Origin of the sequence: Flavobacterium alvei (assembly GCF_002920895.1) — a bacterium.
GTDB classification, from domain to species: Bacteria; Bacteroidota; Bacteroidia; order Flavobacteriales; family Flavobacteriaceae; genus Flavobacterium; species Flavobacterium alvei.
Genome location: NZ_PQVG01000004.1, coordinates 135216 through 156720 on the forward strand (window position 1 = coordinate 135216; position 21505 = coordinate 156720).

Sequence of the window (21505 nt, forward strand, 5' to 3'; positions counted from 1 at the left end):
AATGAAATATTGAATGGTCAGCACTACACGAATTTACAACAACAAAAATCACTTTGAAATATCAGTGGAAATCCGTTTAATCCGTTCAAATCTGTGGCTAAAAATTCGTGAACTTTGTACCTTCTTTGTGGACTTCGTGGTTAAATACTCAACAAAATACTCACTGCATTCCCGCCAAAACCAACTGAATTTACAAGTACTTTTCGAATTTGTTTTCTAGGTTTTTGAACTTCCGCAAATGGAACGCCAATAAATTCCTGTTGTAGCATCATCAAAATTCCCAATTCAATACTCAACATTCCCGAAGCACCAAAAGTGTGGCCAATTTTCCATTTGTTGGTTGTAAGCATTGGCAAATTCCCGCCAAAAACCTTTTGAATAGCTTTGTATTCTGTTAAATCACCTGCTTTTGTTCCTGGAGCGTGCATCACTATGGCATCAACTTCTAATAAATCTGTGTTTTCTAAAGCCATTTTCATCGATCTCTGAAAACAAATCGCTTCTGCTGAAATGGAGATGTTGTGTTCTAAAATTTCGGTGGCATAACCAATTCCTGCTACATAAGCCAAAGCATTCTCTTTTTTTCCAATTTCCAAACAACAAACTGCTGCTCCTTCGCCAAGAATCATTGTGTTTTGTGTTTTCTCTAAATCCAATGCTCGGTTGGGAAACGCTTCTTCACTGTTAGAATAAATTTTTAAAGCCCGCATTTGACCAATCGTAAAATCCGTCAATGGCGCTTCACTTCCACCAACCAGAAATTTGTCAGTCATTCCAGCACGAAGCCAAGCCACACCATTCAACAAGGCATGCAAAGCCGTAGAACAAGTAATAGAATGCGAAATTTCGGGACCCAAACTTTGTAAATCGTGGGCAACCCAAGAAGAAATATTGCCTAAAGTCGTCGTTGGCGAAGCTAAAGTTTGTGCTTTTCCAGTTTCTAAATAGTCCTTAAAATGTTTTTCGAATAAATCAGTAGCTCCACGAGAAGAACCGATGTTGATTCCAAAAATATCTTTAGTTGTCCAGCCCGAATTTTCTATAGCTTTTCTAGATGCTACCATAGCATACAAAACCGATTTGTCTAAAGATTTATATTTAATATCTGATTGCCTTAAAGCTTCGACTAATACTTTTGAACTGTCATCCAACTGAGCAACAAGGGTTTGTTTATGGTCTAAAAATTGAGTTGTAAAACAATGATTCTCCTTTTTGTAATTTTCCCAAACTACTTTTGGGTCATTGCCCAATGGAGAAATCGATGCGAGTGCTGTTATGGAAATAATTTGTGACAAGTCTTTTTGTTTTGTGGCAAAGGTCGTAAAGTTTTTTATTAAATGGAACATAAAAAACAGAACAAGAATGGTGCAAATTCGAGTGATTTGCTCAAATTTTATTGTTTTATTTTTTAAAAAGTCAAATCCAAAATCAAAAACTTATGTTGCTGTTTTTGTGAATTTTGTGTTCAAAAAACAGCAGATACATTTTACTTGACTTTATTCCAATAAAAAAGGTGGAATTCCTTCCACCCTTTTTGCCCCAAATCTACCATAAACTTAACCTACTAATATTATGGTGAAACAAAGATATCTTCTTAATCGTGTGATGACAAATATTTTAGACGAAATACTAAAATATTCGACAAAATACCTATAATAGGGTTATTTTAATACGCTCTTGCATTTTTTCCTTCATAAAAATTCATAAATGCCTTATTTACAACACGATTCCCCCCTGGAGTTGGATAATCTCCTGTGAAATACCAATCACCTAAATTTTTCGGACATGCTATATGTAAATTTTCAACCGTTTGAAAAATAATTTTCACTTCGGCATTAATTCCTGGCGAACTTAAGAGTTCTGAAATTTTATTCGAAATTTCCTGTGGCTGGAATGGCGCATAAATTTCGGTAACAAAATTAACCACTTCGTTATCATGTAAATGCTCTTGTTCTTTGCATTTAGCATAAACTTCATCAACAATATGATACAAATTTCTCTCTTTCAATAATTCTAATGCCGCTCTAAAAGCGACCAATCCCTCTAATTTTGCCATGTCAATTCCATAACAATCTGGATAGCGAATTTGTGGAGCAGAAGAAACAACAACTATACTTTTGGGTTTCAAACGATCCATCATTTTGATAATACTCATTTTGAGCGTTGTTCCTCTCACAATACTATCGTCAATGATTACCAAATTGTCTGTTGGTTTTATTACACCATAGGTAACATCATAAACGTGAGCCACTAAATCATCGCGACTGCTGTCCTCAGTGATGAAAGTTCTTAATTTTGCATCTTTGATGGCTACTTTTTCGGTACGGATTTTTACCGCCAGTATTTCCTCTAATTTTTCTTTGGTTAATTTTTTTCTATTTTCTAGAATATAATTATTTTTTCTTTGATTTAAAAAATCCTGAGCCGCTTCAACCATTCCGTAAAAAGAAGTTTCGGCAGTATTTGGAATATAAGAAAAAACAGTGTTGTCTGTATCATCATCAATGGCTTCAAGAACTGCAGGAAGAACAAGTTTTCCTAAATTTTTTCGTTCCTGATAGATTTCGGCATCACTACCTCGAGAGAAATAAATTCTTTCGAATGAACAGGCTTTTTTAACGGTTGGTACAAGAATTTCTTCCTCAGTTACTGTTCCATTTTTCTTGATAATCAAAGCATTTCCAGGCTGAAGCTCCTGAACTTTCTCGAATGGCACATTAAAAACCGTTTGAATAACTGGTCGTTCTGAAGCAACAACTACAATTTCATCATCTTCATAAAAATAAGCCGGACGAATTCCTGCTGGATCTCTAAAAACAAAGGCGTCACCGTGACCTAAAAGACCAGCCATTGCATAACCCCCATCGAAGTTTTTAGAGGCTCGTTTCAAAATTCTAGCTATGTCTAATTTTTCGGCAATTACTGGTGAGGCTTCTCTTTTATTCAATCCATTATTTTTGCATTCTTGGTACAAATCGGTAACAGCATTATCTAGAAAATGTCCAATTTTTTCCATCACTGTAACCGTATCGGCCATCTCTTTTGGATGTTGTCCCAATTCGATCAAACTTTGAAAAAGCTCAGTCACATTGGTCATATTGAAATTTCCGGCCAAAATTAAATTACGGTGCATCCAGTTGTTTTGACGCAAAAAAGGATGAACACTTTCGATACTGTTTTTCCCAAAAGTACCATAACGAACATGTCCTAAAAACAATTCGCCTAAATAAGGAATTTCCTTTTTTTGCAAAGCTACATTATCTGCATACTCAGGATTTGCGGCCAACTCTTCATTGATCCTGTCGTTTATTTGGGCAAATACATCTTGAATAGGTTGAGCAGCATTCGACCTTACTCTGCTTATGTATCGTTCTCCAGGCTCAACATCTAGTTTGATGCTTGCAAAACCGGCTCCATCTTGTCCCCGATTGTGCTGCTTCTCCATCAAGAGATACATTTTTTTTATCCCGTAAAAAGCAGTTCCGTATTTTTCTTTATAGAATTCTAACGGTTTTTTTAATCTTAAAAGGGCAATGCCACATTCGTGTTTAATTGCGTCGCTCATTGTGTTGTTGTTTGTGGTTTAGTTGTATTGTTAGACAATTAAATTGTCGTCTTGAATTCATTAAATTAATTTTCAATCTCGTTTTTTATTCGTAATTGACGTATAAAAATTCACTTATTCCTATTAATCAAAAAAGCCCCGTTTCCGAGGCTTCTTTATAAAAAGCTATATTTCTATATCAAATTGAGTTAAGGATTTGAATTGTTGCAATCTAGCAATCACTTCATCCTTCTCTAGATGTACCATTCTTTCGGTTCCAAATCTCTCGACACAAAAAGAAGCGAGATTAGACCCATAAATGATAGCGTTTTTCATATTTTCGAATGATATGTTTTCACTTTGTGTAATATACCCTGCAAATCCTCCTGCAAAGGTATCTCCTGCTCCTGTTGGATCAAAAACTTCTTCTAACGGCAAAGCTGGGGCAAAGAAAATTTTGTGATCGTGAAACAACAAAGCGCCGTGTTCTCCTTTTTTAATAACTACATATTCTGGTCCCATTGCGTGGATTTTTGCAGCTGCTTTTACCAATGAATATTCTCCCGAAAGTTGTCTTGCTTCTTCATCGTTAATGGTAATTACATCAACACGTTTTATCACTTCCATTAATTCTGGCAATGCACAATCCATCCAAAAATTCATGGTATCAAGAACCACTAATTTAGGTTTAACATCCATTTGGTCTAAAACACTAATTTGAACCAATGGATGAAGATTTCCTAACATTACAACATCGGCAGTTTTGAATTTTTGTGGCACTTTGGGTTGAAAATCAGCCAAAACATTCAACTCGGTTGCCAAGGTATCTCTAGAATTCAAATCGTTGTGGTACAAACCACTCCAAAAGAAAGTTTTTCCTCCTTTAACGATTTCAAGACCTGAAATATCGATGTTTCTATCAGTTAATAAATCTAAATATTCTTGTGGAAAATCATCTCCAACTACCGAAACAATGGCAGATTCTAGATTAAAATGAGAAGCCGAAAGCCCAATATAGGTTCCTGCCCCACCCAAAATTTTGTCTGTTTTACCAAAAGGCGTTTCAATGGCGTCGAAAGCTACTGTTCCAACAATCAATAATTTATTCATTTGATGTGATTCGAATTAAGCGGCAAAGATAGTTTATAAGTTTTAGAGTTGCAAAGGATGAAGCTCTCAAAGTTTTCATAAAAGTTTTTCATCTTCCTTTTCATAAAAAGCATCAATCGAAAGCTCTTTTTGATTCGAAGCCATAACTGCCAATTCATCGCAACGTTCGTTTTGAGGGTGATTATTATGCCCTTTTATCCATTTGAAATCGACTTGATGTTTTCTGTAAACAACCAGAAATCGCTTCCATAAATCGGGATTTTTCTTGCCTGCAAAACCTTTTTTCTCCCAGCCAAACACCCATTTCTTCAAAACAGAATCCACGACATATTTAGAATCAGAAACTATCAACACTTTCATATTGGGATTTTTCAATTTTTCGAGACCCACAATCACGGCCAATAATTCCATCCTATTATTGGTGGTATGACGAAAACCTTCGTAAAATTCTTTTTTATGCGGCGTACCCACCAATTCCATCACGACACCATAACCGCCTCGACCAGGATTGCCTTTGGCAGCACCATCAGTATATATGTGTACGTCGTGTTGCAAAGTTTGAAGTTAAAGGTCAGATTTAAGAAGATCTTCAATTACTGACGGAAAGTACTTTTGTTCTAGTTCGTGTATTTTTTCGGCCACTACTTCGGGTGTGTCTGTGACCAAAACTGTTACTCTTTTTTGAAAAATAATGCTTCCTTCGTCATAATTTTCATTTACATAATGAATGGTGATTCCGGTTTCCTTTTCTTTATTTTCGACAATAGCTTGATGCACGTTCATACCATACATTCCTTTTCCACCATATTTTGGCAACAACGCGGGATGGATATTTATTATAGTATTAGGATAAACTTCGATGATGTCTTTAGGCATTTTTAATAAAAAACCAGCAAGAACGATTAAATTTGGAGCAAAACCAATAATTTTTTGTAAGACTTTGCCTTGATTTAATTCTTCTTTCGAGAAAATTTCAGTAGGAATTTGAAATTTTTGGGCTCTTTCAATCACCTTTGCTTTTGGATTGTTAGTAAAAACAGCAACAACCTTCGCTAGGTCTTTATGCTCAAAAAATTTTATGATATTTTCGGCATTAGAGCCCGAACCCGAAGCAAATATTAGGATTTTATTCATAACTACATTAATTTCATTTATGCAAAAAAAGGAATAAAAAGTGATAATAAATAACATTATGAAGTCTTTGTGAAATTTATTTTATAAATTAGCTGACACATTTATTAACTAAATAGTTGTTTTAAAATAAAGTTTTTTATTTTTGCCAACAAATTAAAAATTAAAATTAAAGATTATGTCAGACATTGCATCAAGAGTAAAAGCGATTATCGTAGACAAATTAGGTGTTGACGAAAACGAAGTTGTAACAGAAGCAAGCTTCACTAATGATTTAGGAGCTGATTCATTAGACACAGTAGAACTTATCATGGAATTCGAAAAAGAATTTGATATTCAAATTCCAGACGACCAAGCTGAAAACATTGCTACTGTAGGTCAAGCAATTTCTTATATCGAAGAAGCTAAAAAATAATAAAAAAACACCCGATTGCATTATTGTAATCGGGTGTTATTATTTTTAAAATTAAATTCTGGATTGAAATTCAATCAAAAAAAATATTTATATAATACCCATAGCTCTTTTGTGACACTAATTCAGCAAGATAGCATGGGTTTTATTTGTTTAAAAATACTAATTTAATAAATTATGGAATTAAGGCGAGTTGTTGTAACAGGTCTAGGTGCTCTTACTCCGATAGGAAATAACATTCAGGAGTATTGGAATGGACTTATTAACGGCATTAGTGGAGCGGCTCCAATAACGTATTATGATCCTTCAAAATTTAGAACTCATTTTGCTTGTGAGGTAAAGAACTTCAATGTTGAAGACTTCATAGACAGAAAAGAAGCTCGAAAAATGGATCGTTATGCGCAATATGCTCTGGTTGCTGCCGAGGAAGCTGTGCAAGATGCTGGTTTCAATTTTGAAAAATTAGACAAAGATCGAGTGGGCGTTATTTGGGGCTCAGGTATTGGCGGATTAGAAACTTTTCAAGTAGAGGTTTTAAATTTTGCTGCGGGTGATGGAACTCCAAAATTCAACCCTTTCTTTATACCCAAAATGATTGCCGACATTGCGGGTGGTCATATTTCGATAAAATATGGGTTTAGAGGCCCGAATTTTACAACTGTTTCGGCTTGTGCTTCCTCTACAAACGCAATCATTGATGCTTTCAATTATATTCGTTTAGGACATGCAGATGCCGTGGTAACCGGTGGATCAGAAGCCGCAGTTACAATTGCTGGAATGGGCGGATTTAATGCAATGCACGCTCTTTCGACAAGAAATGACGATCCAAAAACAGCTTCAAGACCAATGGATAAAGACCGTGATGGTTTTGTTCTTGGTGAAGGTGCAGGAGCTTTAATTCTAGAAGAATACGAACACGCTATCGCTCGTGGAGCCACTATTTATTGCGAAATTGGCGGCGGCGGAATGTCGGCAGATGCACATCACATTACAGCACCACATCCAGAAGGATTGGGAGCCAAAAATGTTATGCTAAACTGCTTGAGAGATGCTGGATTGAAACCAACTGATGTAGATGGTGTGAATATGCACGGAACATCAACTCCGCTTGGAGATTACGCAGAGTCTAAAGCAATACAACATGTTTTTGGCGATCACGCCTATACCATGAACTTGAACTCAACAAAATCAATGACAGGGCATTTGCTTGGAGCTGCTGGTGCAATAGAAACTATTTCGTCTATTCTCTCTATAAAACATGGAATTATCCCTCCAACAATCAATCATTTTACAGATGACGAAGGCATTGATCCAAAATTAAACTTCACTTTTAATGTAGCTCAAAAAAGAGATGTGAAAGTTTTAATGAGCAATACTTTTGGTTTTGGCGGACACAATGCTTGTGTATTAGTTAAAAAATTAGATATCTAATTCGTATAAATGAGACTAATTAGAAAAATATTTTCAAAATCCCGTTCTCTTGAAGACGGGATTTTTTTTGATTCTATTAGCGAAATACTAGGATTTGCTCCCTTAAATTTAGAGCATTTCAAAAAAGCATTCACACACCGCTCTTCAAACAAACAAGATTCTATTGGTAATGCAATAAATTATGAACGCTTAGAATTTCTAGGTGACGCCATGCTAAGCGCGGTGATAGCAGCACATTTATTTAACAAAGTTCCCGCTGGCGATGAAGGTTATTTAACAAAAATGCGTTCCAAAATTGTGAGTCGAGAACATTTGAATGAACTTGGAAAAGATTTGAATCTCGTTCGATTCATTGAAAGTAAAGTTCCTGTTCAACATTTTGGCGAAAACATTCACGGCAATATTTTTGAATCATTGGTAGGTGCCATTTATTTAGACCGAGGATATGAATATTGCGAAAAATTTATTCAAAAAAGAGTCATTATTCCGTATGTTGATATTGCTAGACTGGAAGGTAAAGTAATTAGCTACAAAAGCTTATTGATTGAATGGTGTCAAAAAGAAAAAAGGCAATTTCACTATGATATTTTTGACGATAACGGAATTGATGGACAGCGTTTTTTTGGTGTAAAACTGAGCATTGACGAGAAAGTTATTGCAAAGGCTAGAGCAACATCTAAAAAGAAAGCAGAAGAAAAAGCATCACAACGAGCCTATTTTGCCTTTCAAAAGAAAATTGATTTAAAATAGTCGAAATTTCTTTAATTTATAACGTTTTCGCAATTAAAAGAGAAAAAACATAGATTTTGTCAGGTTAATGCTCCGTTAGAAATGCTATCTTTACAACTTATTTTTTATAGAAAATGGCGATTCACAAATTAGATTTTGACGAATTTGATGAAATTGATTATCACCTAGTTGCTATTCATACTTCATTAGAAGACTATCGGTTAGCCTATTTTATTAATCAAAAGTTGCCTATAAATTTAAGTATATTTAAAGATGAAATTCATATAAATATAAAAGAAGGAGAAACAAAATTCTCAAGATTTTATTATTTCGACAAGGAAAATGATATTTCTTGGAATTTGATTCAAAATAAAAACAAGGTAATTCAACAAAAAAATGAAACTAGTCAAAATCTATTTTCAGATGTAAATATGGAAGTGGCAACAAAAGTGTATTTGCTTCCAGAATTTAAAAAAGTGGATTATTTTTTAAAAATAGAAAACATAGAAGAAGGTCTTTTAACCCAAATGCAACTTTTATTAAATACAATTGAAAACATCTCGACAGCTTATAACGTCGATACAAATAAAATAAAATCAAAGAATAATTTAATTTTTTAATATCAATGTCAACAAACAAAAAAACAAAAATTGTAGCCACACTTGGACCTGCATGTAGTACAAGAGAAATCATCAAGGATATGATTGACGCAGGAGTAAATGTGTTTAGAATCAATTTTTCGCATGCTGATTACAATGATGTAAAGGAGAGAATTGCTATTGTTAGACAACTTAACGAAGAGTTTGGCTATACCACAGCAATTCTAGGAGATTTACAAGGGCCAAAACTTAGAGTTGGCGTTATGGAAGATGGGGTAATCGTAAACGATGGCGATTTAATAACTTTTACAACTGCCGAAGACATCATAGGAACTGCACAAAAAGTTTTTATGAAATACCAAAATTTTCCAAACGATGTAAATCCTGGAGAACGTATTTTACTTGATGATGGTAAGCTTATTTTTGAAATTATTGAAACCGACAAAAAATCGGAAGTAGTAGCAAAAGTTATTCAAGGTGGTGAATTAAAATCTAAAAAAGGAGTAAACCTTCCGAATACAAAAATATCACTTCCTGCTCTTACCGAAAAAGACATTGCCGATGCCATTTTCGCTATAGAACAAAAAGTTGATTGGATTGCACTTTCTTTTGTAAAAACTCCAAGAGACCTTCAAGACCTACAGGAATTAATTGCAAAACATTCTGACGAAAAAATTCCTATTGTTGCCAAAATAGAAATGCCAGAAGCACTTGTCAATATCGACAAAATTGTAGCTTATTGTGATGCTTTGATGGTTGCTCGTGGCGATTTAGGAGTAGAACTTCCTGCTCACGAAGTACCATTAGTACAGAAAGAATTGATTCTTAGAGCAAAAACAGCTAGAATACCTGTAATTGTAGCTACTCAAATGATGGAAACAATGATCAATAGCTTGACACCAACTCGTGCCGAAGTAAATGATGTTGCTAACTCGGTTATGGACGGTGCTGATGCGGTAATGCTTTCTGGAGAAACTGCTACAGGACTTTACCCAGTTCAAGTAATTCAAAAAATGACTCAAATTCTTGAAGCTGTCGAAGATTCACCACTTATCAATGTGCCACAAAACACACCACAAGTTAGAACAAACCGCTTTATTACAAAAACCATTTGTCATCACGCAGCGCTTACAGCCAACATCATCGAAGCAAAAGCCATTTGTACTTTAACAAACAGTGGTTATACTGCTTTCCAAATTTCGGCTTGGAGACCATCTGCACATATTCTTGTTTTTACATCTAATAAAAGAATTCTTACTCAACTTAACTTATTGTGGGGAGTAAAATCTTATTTTTATGATAAAATGAAAAGTACCGATGATACTATTGCGGATGTAAATGAAATTGCAAGAGAAAAAGGATATGTTACCAAAGGAGATTTTCTTATCAATTTAGCTGCTATGCCACTAAAAGATAAAGGAATGGTAAATACCTTGAGAGTTTCAGAAGTAATGTAATCTAAATTATCGAATACTAATTAATCCGTGTCAATTACAAAGTGGCACGGATTTTTTTTGTTTATACAGCTAATGAAAAAATTTAAGAATAAATAAACATTCATCTACCGAAAATATTCTATTTTTGAACAAACAAACATTTTATACTATGGCATTCGAATCAAAAAATCCGTTTTTAAATAATAAATCATTTACAGCCACATCGGCTTCAACTGATCACAAAGTACATCAGGCAACTCTTATTGATTACAACCAAGATATGACTTTGGCTGGCACAATTAATAAAACATTAATTCTGTTTTTATTACTCACAGCAGCCTCTTTGATTACTTGGTGGATGGCTTTTAATGGCATGAATCCAATGTTGCCCACTATTGGCGGTGCTATCGTGGGGTTAATTCTAGTTGTAATTGCTGCTTTCAAACCTCAATATTCACCAGTTTTAGCTCCTGGATATGCTTTATTCGAAGGATTATTCATCGGAGGAGTTTCAGCAATTTTTGAAGCCAAATATCCTGGAATAGTAATCCAAGCTGTTGGAGCAACATTTGTAACTTTTGCAGTTTGTTTGGGATTGTATAAATTTAAAATTGTAAAAGTAACCGAACAATTCAAATCGGTTGTGGTGGCTGCAACATTTGCTATCGCTACCTATTATTTGATTTCGTGGTTGTTTTCTATGTTTACTAGTTTTGTTCCCGTTCATTATGGTAATGGAATGATGAGTATTGGCATCAGTGTTTTTGTGATTGTTATAGCCTCTTTAAATTTGTTTTTAGATTTTGACCGAATGGAAAAAGGTGTAGAACAAAAAATGCCAAAATTCATGGAATGGTTTGCCGCTATGGGATTAATAATCACCTTGGTTTGGTTGTATATCGAATTTTTAAGATTACTTTCTAAACTTTCGAGTAGAAATTAAATTCAGTTTTTAAGATACTTATAACCACGCTTTCGGGCGTGGTTTTTTGGTTTAAAAAGCAAATTTTAACTGCACCACAACCGTCTTTTTTTCTTCGGTATTGAGATTGCTCAAGGATATTCCCAGTAATCGAACAGAGTCTTTCATTCGTTCTTGATACAAAAGTTCTTTCACCGTTTCTAGAATCAAACCCTTATCAGAGATAAAATAAGGCAATGTTTTGCTGCGAGTTTGTTGTGTAAAATCGCTATATTTTATTTTTAAGGTAACTGTTTTTCCAGCGACATGGTGTTTTTTTAATCTTTTTTCTAATGAATTGGCAATATTTTCTAATTGTTCTATCATAAAAATTTCGGAAGAAAGATTTATATCAAAAGTATGTTCGGCTGCCACCGATTTAGTAATCCTATCTGATTTTACTTCACCATTATGAATGCCTCGCACCACATTATAATAGAAACTTCCTGATTTTCCGAAATGCTTTTCTAGAAACTCCAATGATTTGCTTTTAAGTTCCAATCCTGTGAAAACACCCAATTTATACATTTTCTCGGTAGTGACTTTCCCAACTCCATAAAATTTTCGAATGGGTAAAACTTCCAAAAAAGGAATAACCTCATCAGGATTGACTGTTTTTTGTCCATTAGGTTTGTTGTAATCGCTAGCAATTTTGGCCACAAACTTATTGACCGAAATTCCTGCCGAAGCTGTCAAACCCACTTCATTGAGAATGCGCAATCTTATTTCTTGTGCCAATAAGGTCGCACTTGGATTCCCTTTTTTGTTTATTGTAACATCGAGATAAGCTTCGTCAAGCGAAAGAGGCTCAACCAAATCGGTATATTCGTAGAAAATTTTACGAATTTTATTGGATATTTCTTTGTATCGTTCAAATCGAGGTCGGACAAAAATCAAATCAGGACAATATTTTTTGGCCAAAACCCCACTTAGTGCGCTTCGAACTCCAAATTTTCTGGCTTCATAACTAGCTGCCGCAACTACACCTCGATTTTCTGCTCCGCCAACGGCTATAGGCTTTCCTCGCAAATCAGGATTATCCATTTGCTCTACCGAAGCAAAAAAAGCATCCATATCGATGTGTATGATTTTTCTATTTGGAATTATTTCAGACATAACCCAAATTTATGTAAAATATCTTAACCTATATTGACTTAATATTCTACATTTAACCCAAATTAGGATTTTGTTTTTTCAAAAAATGCAAAATTTGATAATAACTAATTTAGAGTTTTAAAAATTATGTTGGAAATAGAAAGAAAATTTCTCGTGACTTCAGAAGCTTATAAAAAAGAAGCATTTACTCAAAATCGAATTGCACAGGGTTATTTGAGCTCAATTCCTGAAAGGACTGTTCGTGTTCGAATAAAAGGAGAAAAGGGATTCTTGACCATAAAAGGCGCCTCAAATAAGTCTGGCTTGTCTCGATTTGAATGGGAAAAAGAAATTCCAGTTGATGAAGCTAAAGAATTATTGAAATTATGCGAAAAAGGTGTTATCGACAAAACCCGTTTTGAAGTAAAAATAGGCAAACACGTTTTTGAAGTAGATGAATTTTATGGGGAAAATGAAGGATTAATTATGGCTGAAATTGAGCTAAATTCTGAATCTGAAATCTTCGAAAAACCAAGTTGGCTAGGCAAAGAAGTGACTAACGACAATCGATATTATAATTCGTATTTGAGCCAGAATTCCTTTAAAAAATGGTAGAATTATTTTTGAAGTACTTCCATTGTAACATTCATATTTCCTGAGGCTTTATTGCTTGCAATTTCCATAAAAGCCCGTCTTGAAAGATCTATTTCTCTTGAACGTACAAAAGGACCTCTATCAATTACTTCAACAATTACTGATTTTCCGTTGGCTTCATTAGTAATTTTTATGATGGTTCCAAAAGGCAGTTTCTTATGAGCTGCTGTATATTTGTTTTTATCGTATTTTTTTCCGCTAGCTGTTTTATGATTGTGAAATTTATCGGCATAATAAGAAGCATGTGCTCCTTTTTTATAGAATTTAAACTTCCCTGCGGGAATAAACAAACTATCGGCTTCAACTGTTTGTTCTTCTATAAAATTTTTAGCTTTTTTGATAGTATCGGTCGATACTAATTTGTCGGTTTTTGCAACTATTGTTTTGCTTTTGACAAGACTATCCCGGCTCTTTGTAGTTTTGTTTTTTTTATTCGAAGTTTGTCCATTTGCTATCGAAAGAACAACAACAGAAAGTAAAAGCGTTAGTATTTTCATACTCATCGCTTTAAAATCACTTCTTTGATTTTTAAGAATCTTCGATTTCATATTAGACATTTAATTAAACTCCATTTTGCAAAAACCGTTCCAAGAAAGAAAAAGCCCTTTTCAGGACTTTTAGATTTTTAGAACCACAATCCCCAAGGAATTCTACTTAAAATAAGTAATAATCCTAAACCATAATAAATGGTGACTGTTTTAAATTTAGATTCGCTTGACTCTTGTTTTTTGTGTTTTACCCATCCAATGGTCATCAAAACTATTCCTATTATATTCATCAAAGGATGTTCCATAGAAGTCAATCTTAAGGCGCTATCACTCATAGAAAAACCTGAAAGACCAAGAGGCGATACAAAATACACTAAAATCCCTATTACTACTTGGGTATGAATTGCGCCTAAGGCATATAGCCCAATTTTTTTGTCTGTGTCTTTATATTCTTTTTTGGATACTAGTCCAATTATTGAATTAATAACAGCTATTACTACTAATAATACCGCTAAATAAGCCCAACCTGAGTGTAATTTTTGAATGATTTCGTACATAAATATGTTTTTAGTTTTAACAAATATAAATAAAAAAAGGATTAAAAAAAAACGGCATCTACCTAGAAGCGATGCCGTTTTTGTAATTATTGAGTTTTTCTACTAGAAATTGTAACGCAAACTAAAGTTCCAAGTTCTTCCATAACCGAAGAATACTTGATTTCCGTTTGCAACACCTTTATAGGTTCTTCCTGCTGATTCCCAAGTTGCTCCAGAAGTTCCAGATACAAAATCATCGGCAAAAATGTTAGTTCTTGATTCAGAAATATACACCTCGTCTAAAACGTTGTTCACATTAATTCTGAAATTAAGTGAATTGCTTTGGTTTTTACCTACTAGCATTTTATATGAGAAACCTAAATCCATTAATCCGTATGAAGGCAATTCTAGAGTTCCTTTATTAGTTGCTGAACCAAATTTAGATGGGTCAATAGAAGCATATAAATTTTGGGCAACTCTATAATTTGCATCCAAGAATACTCTTGTAAACACTTCGTAAGAAGCACCGATACTAGCAGTTGTTTGAGCAGCATCACCCACTTTAATACCATCTAAGTATAAAGTTGTAGAAGTTCCTCCACTAATAGGCTCATTATTTGCATCATATCTGTTACTTGTGCTGTTACCTTGATATTTCCAATCTCCAACAGAAATCATAGCATTCAAATTCAATTTTGGTAATGGTTTAGCATTCATTTCAAGCTCAACACCAGAGTGAATTTCAGTAATTCCTGAAAAATCATAATAACCTCCAACGTTTGTCGCGCTAGCATCATTTGATCTTTGGTATCTGTCTTTCCAAGAAGTGTAATATAAATTTAATTTAGCATTAAAAATTTTAGAACGGAAACCATATCCAGCTTCAACACCTAATATTTTTTCGTTAGTCAAATTTTCACCAACAACAGATTTATTATTTGGATAAACAGCATTAAACAGTGGTTGTTTAGAGTAATATCCTGAGTTTACAAACACATTATGTTGCTCATTGATATTGTAATTTACTCCTCCTTTTACGTTACCTCCAAGAATGTTTTCGAAATCGGTTTTGTATAAAGGATCCGTTGTTTTATATATAAATGTATCTTCTCTTTGAAATCCTTGTTGAGAAATAGCACCTTGGATAAATGCAGAAAGATTATCATTAGAATATTCTAATTGAGTAAATGCTCCATACCATCTTACAAATCCATTATTGTTGTATTCGATTTTCTCTTGATTCTTAACATCTGTCCAAGGATTGAAACTTGGTTTAGCCGAATACGTTTCGTATAAATATCTGTTAGGGTTATTGATGTCTTTGTTGTCAAAATAAACACTAGCTCCTAATCTGTCATTAATGTTTCTGAAGTGATATCCAACATAAGTTCTGGCATCAATTCCAAAATCAAGAATTAAATTTTTTGTCAATTGTGTATTTAGATTTACAACAGCTCCATACCAGTCATGCGAATTTATAGAAGCTCTTCTTGTGAAACCAGTAGTTGAGTTAGTTATATATTCTCCTTCGTGACCAACAATTGTACTTGGTTTAAGAGGAGTTCCAACACTATTCGGTTGACCTGTATTGTATTTTACAAATTCATCAAAAGGTACTAAACCATTAGCAGTTTTGTAGGCAAATGGGCTTTTTCCAATGTTTCCAGTTCCACCTCCACGACCCCAAGAGCCATAAAGTACTGTACTTAATTTCATTTTATCATTAATCTTGTAATCCCAGTTAATAGACATTACAGGTTTGTGATAAAAATTTCTTGCCCAAGAAAATTCTTCTCCATTTTTATAACCCCAATCAGAGTTGTATTTAGTATTTGGTTCTCCATTGCTACCATATTTCAAATAATCGGTCAATGTGTTTGCAAAACTTCTTTGGTGGTGCCATTGTGGCGCACCTGTGAATGTAAATTGAATGTCATGCTTTTCGTTTGGTTTGTATCCAAAAGCAATGAAATAATTCTTACCTTCAAATTTTGTTCCATCAACATATCCGTCACCAGTTGTAGAGCTCAATAAAACCGAAGCTGAAAAACCATTTTTTAAAACTCCTGTATTATAAGAACCTTGTACTTTAAAATAATTGGCATTACCAAATCCTGATGAAAATGATCCTCCTTCTTTCATGTCAGAAGTTCTTGTCATAACGTTTATTGTTCCACCTACTGATGAAATAGCCAATTTAGAAGACCCTAAACCTCTTTGCACTTGCATAGCCGAAGTCACATCAGACAAACCTGCCCAGTTACTCCAATAAACTGCTCCGTTTTCCATATCATTTACTGGAACACCATTGATCATAACAGCAACATTTCTTTGGTCGAAACCACGAATATTAATTCTTGAATCTCCAAATCCTCCACCTGCTTTGGTAACATATACTGAAGGTGTATTGGCTAAAATTTCAGGAAATTCCTGAGTCCCTAATTTTTCTTGAATTTCTGAAGCTCTAATAGTAGAAACAGCAACAGGAGTTTTTCTGTCTTTTGCAAGATCTACAACCCCAGATTTTACAACAACTTCGCTTAATTCGTTAGAAGTTGAAGTCAAAACGATTGTTCCTAAATTAGTAGTTCCTCCAGTTGTAACCGAAAATTTCACTGTTTTGGCTTCATAACCAATAAATGAAATTACTAATTCCCCAGAATTAGCAGTAGTATTAATTGTAAATTTCCCGTCAAAATCTGCTGTAGTACCTGATTTTGTTCCTTTGATTGCAACATTTGTTCCAGGTAATGAATTTTGACCATCAGTGATTGTTCCTGTGATTTTCCCTTGAGAAAATACCGTGGAAACCAACATAAACAGTAATCCAGTGAGTAACCAGTTTTTCATTGTTTTCATTTTAAGTGTGTTAGTAAGTTTTGGCAAAATTCTAACATTTAAACGACAAAAACGTTAAGGAAATGTTAATAAAGATAGTTTTGATATCATATTGTTAACAAATATCACTTTTTGCTTGTGATTTGTTAAAAACAAATAACAGCAACTAACTGATTATCAATAAAATCCACCTAAATCAACGTTATCAAGCGGTTAATAAATAATTGGGTTTTATAAATTTTGCCAATCCAATTTTTGAGATTTTTCATAAAAAAACCTTTGATTTTAGTTAAAATCAAAGGTCTCTTTAAATTTATGATAACGTTTCCGTGAAAACAGAGATGTTTTTTATTTATTCTTCAAAAAATGATTCAATAAAAATTCAGTGGAGCTATCGTGAGAATTAACATTTTTCGAATTTATTTCGTCAAGAATAGAATTGGCTAATTGTTTTCCCAATTCAACTCCCCATTGGTCATAACTAAATATATTCCAGATAATTCCCTGAACAAAAATCTTGTGTTCGTATAAGGCTACCAAAGAACCCAATGCTTTTGGGGTTAATTTTTGAATTAGAATTGTATTCGTTGGCTTGTTACCACTAAAAACTTTAAAAGGCAAAAGAAAACTAGCTTTCTCAGCTGAAAGTCCTTGTTTGTCGAATTCTGCTTGTACTTTGGCTGCAGATTTTCCGTGCAATAAAGCTTCGGTTTGTGCAAAAAAATTAGACATCAATTTGTCGTGATGATCTTCGTTCCCATATAATGGTTTTACAAATCCAATGAAATCAGTTGGAATCAACTTGGTTCCTTGGTGAATTAATTGAAAAAAGGCGTGTTGCGAATTGGTTCCTGGCTCACCCCAAATAATGGTTCCTGTTTGGTAATCGACTGGTTTTCCGTTACGATCTACACTTTTTCCGTTGCTTTCCATAAAACCTTGTTGCAAGTAAGGCGCTAATTTTTGCAAATATTGGCTGTATGGAATTAAGGCTTCGCTCTCGGCACCAAAAAAATTATTGTACCAAATGCTTAGCAAAGCCAATATTACTGGGATGTTTTTGTCAAAATCTTCGGTTTTGAAATGTTCATCCATTTCATTGGCACCGTTTAATAATTCATTATAATTATCAAAACCTATGGCCAAACTTATTGAAAGTCCAACGGCACTCCAAAGCGAAAATCGTCCTCCAACCCAATCCCACATTGGAAAAACATTGTCAGGATTGATTCCAAATTCAGTTACTCTTTGCAAATTGGTTGAAACGGCCACAAAATGTTTGGCAACATCTTCCTGTTTTGCAGATTTCAAAAACCATTCTCTTATGGTTTCAGAATTGGTTAAGGTTTCTTGAGTGGTAAAGGTCTTAGAAACAATGACAAAAAGTGTCGTTTCAGGGTTTAATTTTTTTATGATTTCGTTTACGTGATCGCCATCAACATTGGATACGAAATGCACATTTAAGTGATTTTTATAATATTGCAAAGCCTCAACAACCATTGCTGGACCAAGGTCTGATCCACCAATTCCAATATTTACAATATCTGTAAAGGATTTTCCTGTAAATCCTTTTCGATCTCCATTTACAACCTCATTGGTAAATGTTTTAATTTTACTTTTTACTTCAAAAACTTCTGGAATAACGTTTTCTCCATCAACTTTGATGTTTGCTGTAGCTGCAGCACGCAAAGCAGTATGCAAAACGGCGCGATTTTCGGTTTGATTGATACCATCTCCATCAAAATATTTCGAAATCGAGTCTTTTAATTGACTTTCATTTGCTAATTCAAGTAATAAATTTAAAGTTTCTTGATTGATGATATTCTTTGAATAATCAACCAAAAAGTCATTCCATTGGATGTGAAATTGTGAAGTTCTGGTGTTGTCTTTTTCAAACATTGCCGACATAGAAACATTTTGCATTTCCTGAAAATGATTCTGAAGTTTTTGCCAAGCTATTGTAGTGGTTGGGTTTGTGTTATGTAATGCCATAGTAAATTTTGTTTTATGATAGGTGTAAATTTACACTTAGTTTTCAAATTAAAAACGATTTTAAAATCAATAAACTGTTTTTTTTTAACTATAACCTTGTAGTTGAATTTCTTTTTACTTTTTCAAGAATAGTTGCACTATTTTTTGTGTATTACAAATTGCTCACCAACGTCGAGAGCATTAGATATTAGCATTTTTAGTTTATTCCTACCGCTCGGATATGTAATATCGGATATGTAATAAATGTCCTCAGATGGATTGCGAGGAATTGCATTCCGTGCCAATTCCAATTGGCAACTAAAACAAATCTAATACAATTACTTATAACTCATACTCTAATCCTGCATCATTTCTTGCTGAACTAATCCATTAAACAAAAAAACTACAACTTTTTTAGGGTTGTAGTTTTGTCTGCTATTGATTGTGGGTACGAGCTTGAAGCTCGCACTAGCCTTTGAACTTATTGCTGCTCGCGCCATCTGGGGCTTGAAGCTCGCACTAGCCTTTGAACTTATTGCTGCTCGCGCCATCTGGGGGCTTTCTTAATTTAAATAACACTTCGAACAGCTAAGTTCATTACCAGTTGTTCCAAGTTATTTGATAGCAGCCTTAATTCTTATATTAGCTTCAGTTGCTACGTGTCCCCAAATAAAATTCAGTAAATGAACAGACGGATCCACTCCAGATGGAATAGCATTATTTGCAACGTAGCTTGCTATTTCTACTGGATCAAAAACCTCTTTTTTAAGAATATACAGATAGGTTTGTTCATTATTGTCTGTTATTTGTATATCGAAAGTATGAACCAGTAATATATAGGCAGCTAGGTTTTGAGTATTCGAATCTAAATAGGGGTAAATAATTGAGGGATTTTGTTTAATCAGCGTTGTTATGCTCTGTAGCCAATTGCTATCTACATTTACAATTCTCAAACCATCCTTAAAAGGTGGAAGATATGAAAGGGTAAAATCCTCTTCAGGGTTTTTAATATACATTTCTATATGTTCTAAAGCATATTTATTGTCGTATCCTTGCATCAAAACATCTATTTGCCCGTATGTACTTAAGGAAGTAATACTAAATAATATTATTGTTATATATTTTTTCATTATTTCTGTTATTTTAATAATTATTAATTACAATCTAGTGGTAGTAATAGTTTTGCTATTGCAGTATCGGATAATTTCTTTACTGTTCTGTACCAAGTAATAAGTTTTTGCCATCTATCATAATCCGCTTCATATTTTTGTACTAAAGTTTTTCCAGTACTCACAACTATTCCGTTTGCAATTAAGTCTTGAGCTTTAGAATCCAACTCACCATTTTGTCTAATTTGATTTTTAATTTGATCTACGGTTAAATTTGAATAATCGTGTTTTAAAGCACTTATAGCTAATAGATTTTTTTCACAATCATTCAAGGTTTTAGCTTCTGTATTTTTAATAACTTGCGAGAAAAGAAAACCTTCTGCTTCAAATAAAGCGGACGCTTTAACATATTCAGCTTTAGTTTTTAATAACCCATCTCTAAAAGTTGTGGTGTATAAATTTGTATTTAAAACATGTGACAATTCAAATGCTAGAAGGGAATTAGATTTTATTTCTGCAGCATTTTCCCCAATTTTTATTTCCTCACATCTAACGTTGGTTTTTGCTCCTTGATGATTTCCACTTTTTATGATTGTTAAATTAGGAGCTGTTAATTTGGCTCTAACAATCATTTCTTTTAATAGACCTGTGGCGTTGTCAATTACATCAGATATTTTCCAATCTGTCGATTCTGGTTCCACCTCACATTTCCCACATTTATTAAGTTTGTGAACAAGTTTACCAGTTTGCGGGTCATCATTACAATCAGGGCCTTTTGAAGTACCTTCTTTCCAACCTATTCCAGGGCTTGTTTCTGCTATATCTGTTCCTGAATCATAGCCATCTCCATCATTGTCTAAATACCATTTGCCTTTAACAGGCGGTTCTGGTGTAGGTGTTTCAACAGCCCCATTATTGTCTTCAGGAGGTACTTCATCATCGTTAATACTATCATAATACTCATCTAGAGCTTCCTGTTCTTCTTGTTCCATTTGAGCAACCCAGTCGTTATAATCCTGCATAAAATCACCCCAACCATCATCAACTGGAAACCAACCGTTTGAATGATCATATATCTCATAATTACCTGTACTTTCATCATAGTTTTGAATGTCTCCTACAAGATCAGGATCTATAAATTCTCGATATTCCATATCATTTGAATAATCGTCGTCATTGTTTACAACATCAATATAATCTTGAACAGTATCATAATAATCAACGTGACCTCCAAGCTCTTCAAATTCATTTATTAAGTCAATTAAATCTTGATTTTCATCCCACTGCGCCTGCATCGTTAAACTAAAGAACGTACACAAAAATAACAAAAACCATTTGCTATTCCACTTTTTCAAAATGTTTTTTCCATGTGTAAAAGTTGTTTTTTGGCGGTCACATGGAGAATCGCATTTATTTATCGGTGTTTGCTTTTGCAAACTTGTTGTTTGTGGCGATTTCATA

The 21505-nt window shown here is 33.9% G+C and carries 19 protein-coding genes; 7 read left to right on the forward strand and 12 right to left on the reverse strand.

Translation table 11 applies throughout. The annotated features are described in order from the left end of the window. Positions 1-140: 140 nt before the first annotated feature. From C3L50_RS08065 to purN, 5 genes are all read right to left on the reverse strand, one after another. A complete protein-coding gene (locus C3L50_RS08065) occupies positions 141-1295 on the reverse strand; it encodes a beta-ketoacyl synthase N-terminal-like domain-containing protein (protein WP_103805940.1) in 1155 nt (384 codons plus the stop codon). A gap of 371 nt (positions 1296-1666) precedes the next feature. Continuing rightward, a complete protein-coding gene (locus tag C3L50_RS08070) occupies positions 1667-3565 on the reverse strand; it encodes an amidophosphoribosyltransferase (protein WP_103805666.1) in 1899 nt (632 codons plus the stop codon). A 165-nt stretch (positions 3566-3730) separates the two neighbouring features. Further along, the gene (locus tag C3L50_RS08075; RefSeq protein ID WP_103805667.1) at positions 3731-4654 is read right to left on the reverse strand and encodes a PfkB family carbohydrate kinase; all 924 of its coding nucleotides are present in this window, start codon (positions 4652-4654) and stop codon (positions 3731-3733) included. A 75-nt stretch (positions 4655-4729) separates the two neighbouring features. Further along, positions 4730-5209: a ribonuclease HI gene (rnhA, locus tag C3L50_RS08080; protein ID WP_103805668.1), complete on the reverse strand. Its 480-nt coding sequence runs from the start codon at positions 5207-5209 to the stop codon at positions 4730-4732. A 9-nt stretch (positions 5210-5218) separates the two neighbouring features. Further along, complete coding sequence (purN, locus tag C3L50_RS08085) at positions 5219-5788, reverse strand: phosphoribosylglycinamide formyltransferase (protein ID WP_103805669.1); 570 nt, start codon at positions 5786-5788, stop codon at positions 5219-5221. 175 nt (positions 5789-5963) lie between these two features. On the opposite strand from purN, the gene C3L50_RS08090 reads away from it, so the two are divergent. From C3L50_RS08090 to C3L50_RS08115, 6 genes are all read left to right on the forward strand, one after another. After that, positions 5964-6200, forward strand: coding sequence for an acyl carrier protein (locus tag C3L50_RS08090; RefSeq protein WP_007137004.1), 237 nt, complete (start codon positions 5964-5966; stop codon positions 6198-6200). 174 nt (positions 6201-6374) lie between these two features. After that, on the forward strand, positions 6375-7628 hold the full coding sequence (fabF, locus tag C3L50_RS08095) for a beta-ketoacyl-ACP synthase II (protein ID WP_103805670.1): 1254 nt from the start codon (positions 6375-6377) through the stop codon (positions 7626-7628). Positions 7629-7637: 9 nt separating this feature from the next. Further along, positions 7638-8378, forward strand: coding sequence for a ribonuclease III (rnc, locus tag C3L50_RS08100; protein WP_103805671.1), 741 nt, complete (start codon positions 7638-7640; stop codon positions 8376-8378). 113 nt (positions 8379-8491) lie between these two features. Beyond that, on the forward strand, positions 8492-8977 hold the full coding sequence (locus tag C3L50_RS08105; protein WP_103805672.1) for an IPExxxVDY family protein: 486 nt from the start codon (positions 8492-8494) through the stop codon (positions 8975-8977). 5 nt (positions 8978-8982) lie between these two features. Then, positions 8983-10413 carry a pyruvate kinase gene (gene pyk / locus C3L50_RS08110; RefSeq protein ID WP_103805673.1) on the forward strand — a complete coding sequence of 477 codons (1431 nt, stop codon included), beginning with the start codon at positions 8983-8985 and terminating at the stop codon, positions 10411-10413. A gap of 148 nt (positions 10414-10561) precedes the next feature. Further along, the gene (locus tag C3L50_RS08115) at positions 10562-11335 is read left to right on the forward strand and encodes a Bax inhibitor-1/YccA family protein (protein ID WP_103805674.1); all 774 of its coding nucleotides are present in this window, start codon (positions 10562-10564) and stop codon (positions 11333-11335) included. 51 nt (positions 11336-11386) lie between these two features. Here C3L50_RS08115 and dinB read toward each other — a convergent pair whose 3' ends face one another. Further along, the gene (dinB, locus tag C3L50_RS08120) at positions 11387-12469 is read right to left on the reverse strand and encodes a DNA polymerase IV (protein WP_103805675.1); all 1083 of its coding nucleotides are present in this window, start codon (positions 12467-12469) and stop codon (positions 11387-11389) included. A 126-nt stretch (positions 12470-12595) separates the two neighbouring features. On the opposite strand from dinB, the gene C3L50_RS08125 reads away from it, so the two are divergent. Continuing rightward, positions 12596-13063, forward strand: a complete 468-nt coding sequence (locus C3L50_RS08125) for a CYTH domain-containing protein (protein WP_207764313.1) — start codon at positions 12596-12598, stop codon at positions 13061-13063. A gap of 2 nt (positions 13064-13065) precedes the next feature. On the opposite strand, the gene C3L50_RS16585 is transcribed toward C3L50_RS08125, so the two are convergent. The 6 genes from C3L50_RS16585 to C3L50_RS08160 form a co-directional block, all read right to left on the reverse strand. Continuing rightward, positions 13066-13650, reverse strand: a complete 585-nt coding sequence (locus C3L50_RS16585; protein WP_317044957.1) for a septal ring lytic transglycosylase RlpA family protein — start codon at positions 13648-13650, stop codon at positions 13066-13068. Between the two features lie 77 nt (positions 13651-13727). Further along, complete coding sequence (locus C3L50_RS08135; protein ID WP_103805677.1) at positions 13728-14147, reverse strand: hypothetical protein; 420 nt, start codon at positions 14145-14147, stop codon at positions 13728-13730. 102 nt (positions 14148-14249) lie between these two features. Continuing rightward, on the reverse strand, positions 14250-16985 hold the full coding sequence (locus C3L50_RS08140) for a TonB-dependent receptor (protein WP_103805678.1): 2736 nt from the start codon (positions 16983-16985) through the stop codon (positions 14250-14252). 327 nt (positions 16986-17312) lie between these two features. Then, positions 17313-18956, reverse strand: coding sequence for a glucose-6-phosphate isomerase (gene pgi / locus C3L50_RS08145; protein ID WP_103805679.1), 1644 nt, complete (start codon positions 18954-18956; stop codon positions 17313-17315). Between the two features lie 593 nt (positions 18957-19549). Beyond that, a complete protein-coding gene (locus C3L50_RS08155) occupies positions 19550-20065 on the reverse strand; it encodes a hypothetical protein (RefSeq protein WP_103805681.1) in 516 nt (171 codons plus the stop codon). 23 nt (positions 20066-20088) lie between these two features. Beyond that, positions 20089-21504 (reverse strand): CotH family protein, encoded by a 1416-nt coding sequence (locus C3L50_RS08160; protein ID WP_103805682.1) that lies wholly within the window; start codon positions 21502-21504, stop codon positions 20089-20091. Between the last annotated feature and the right edge of the window lies 1 nt (position 21505).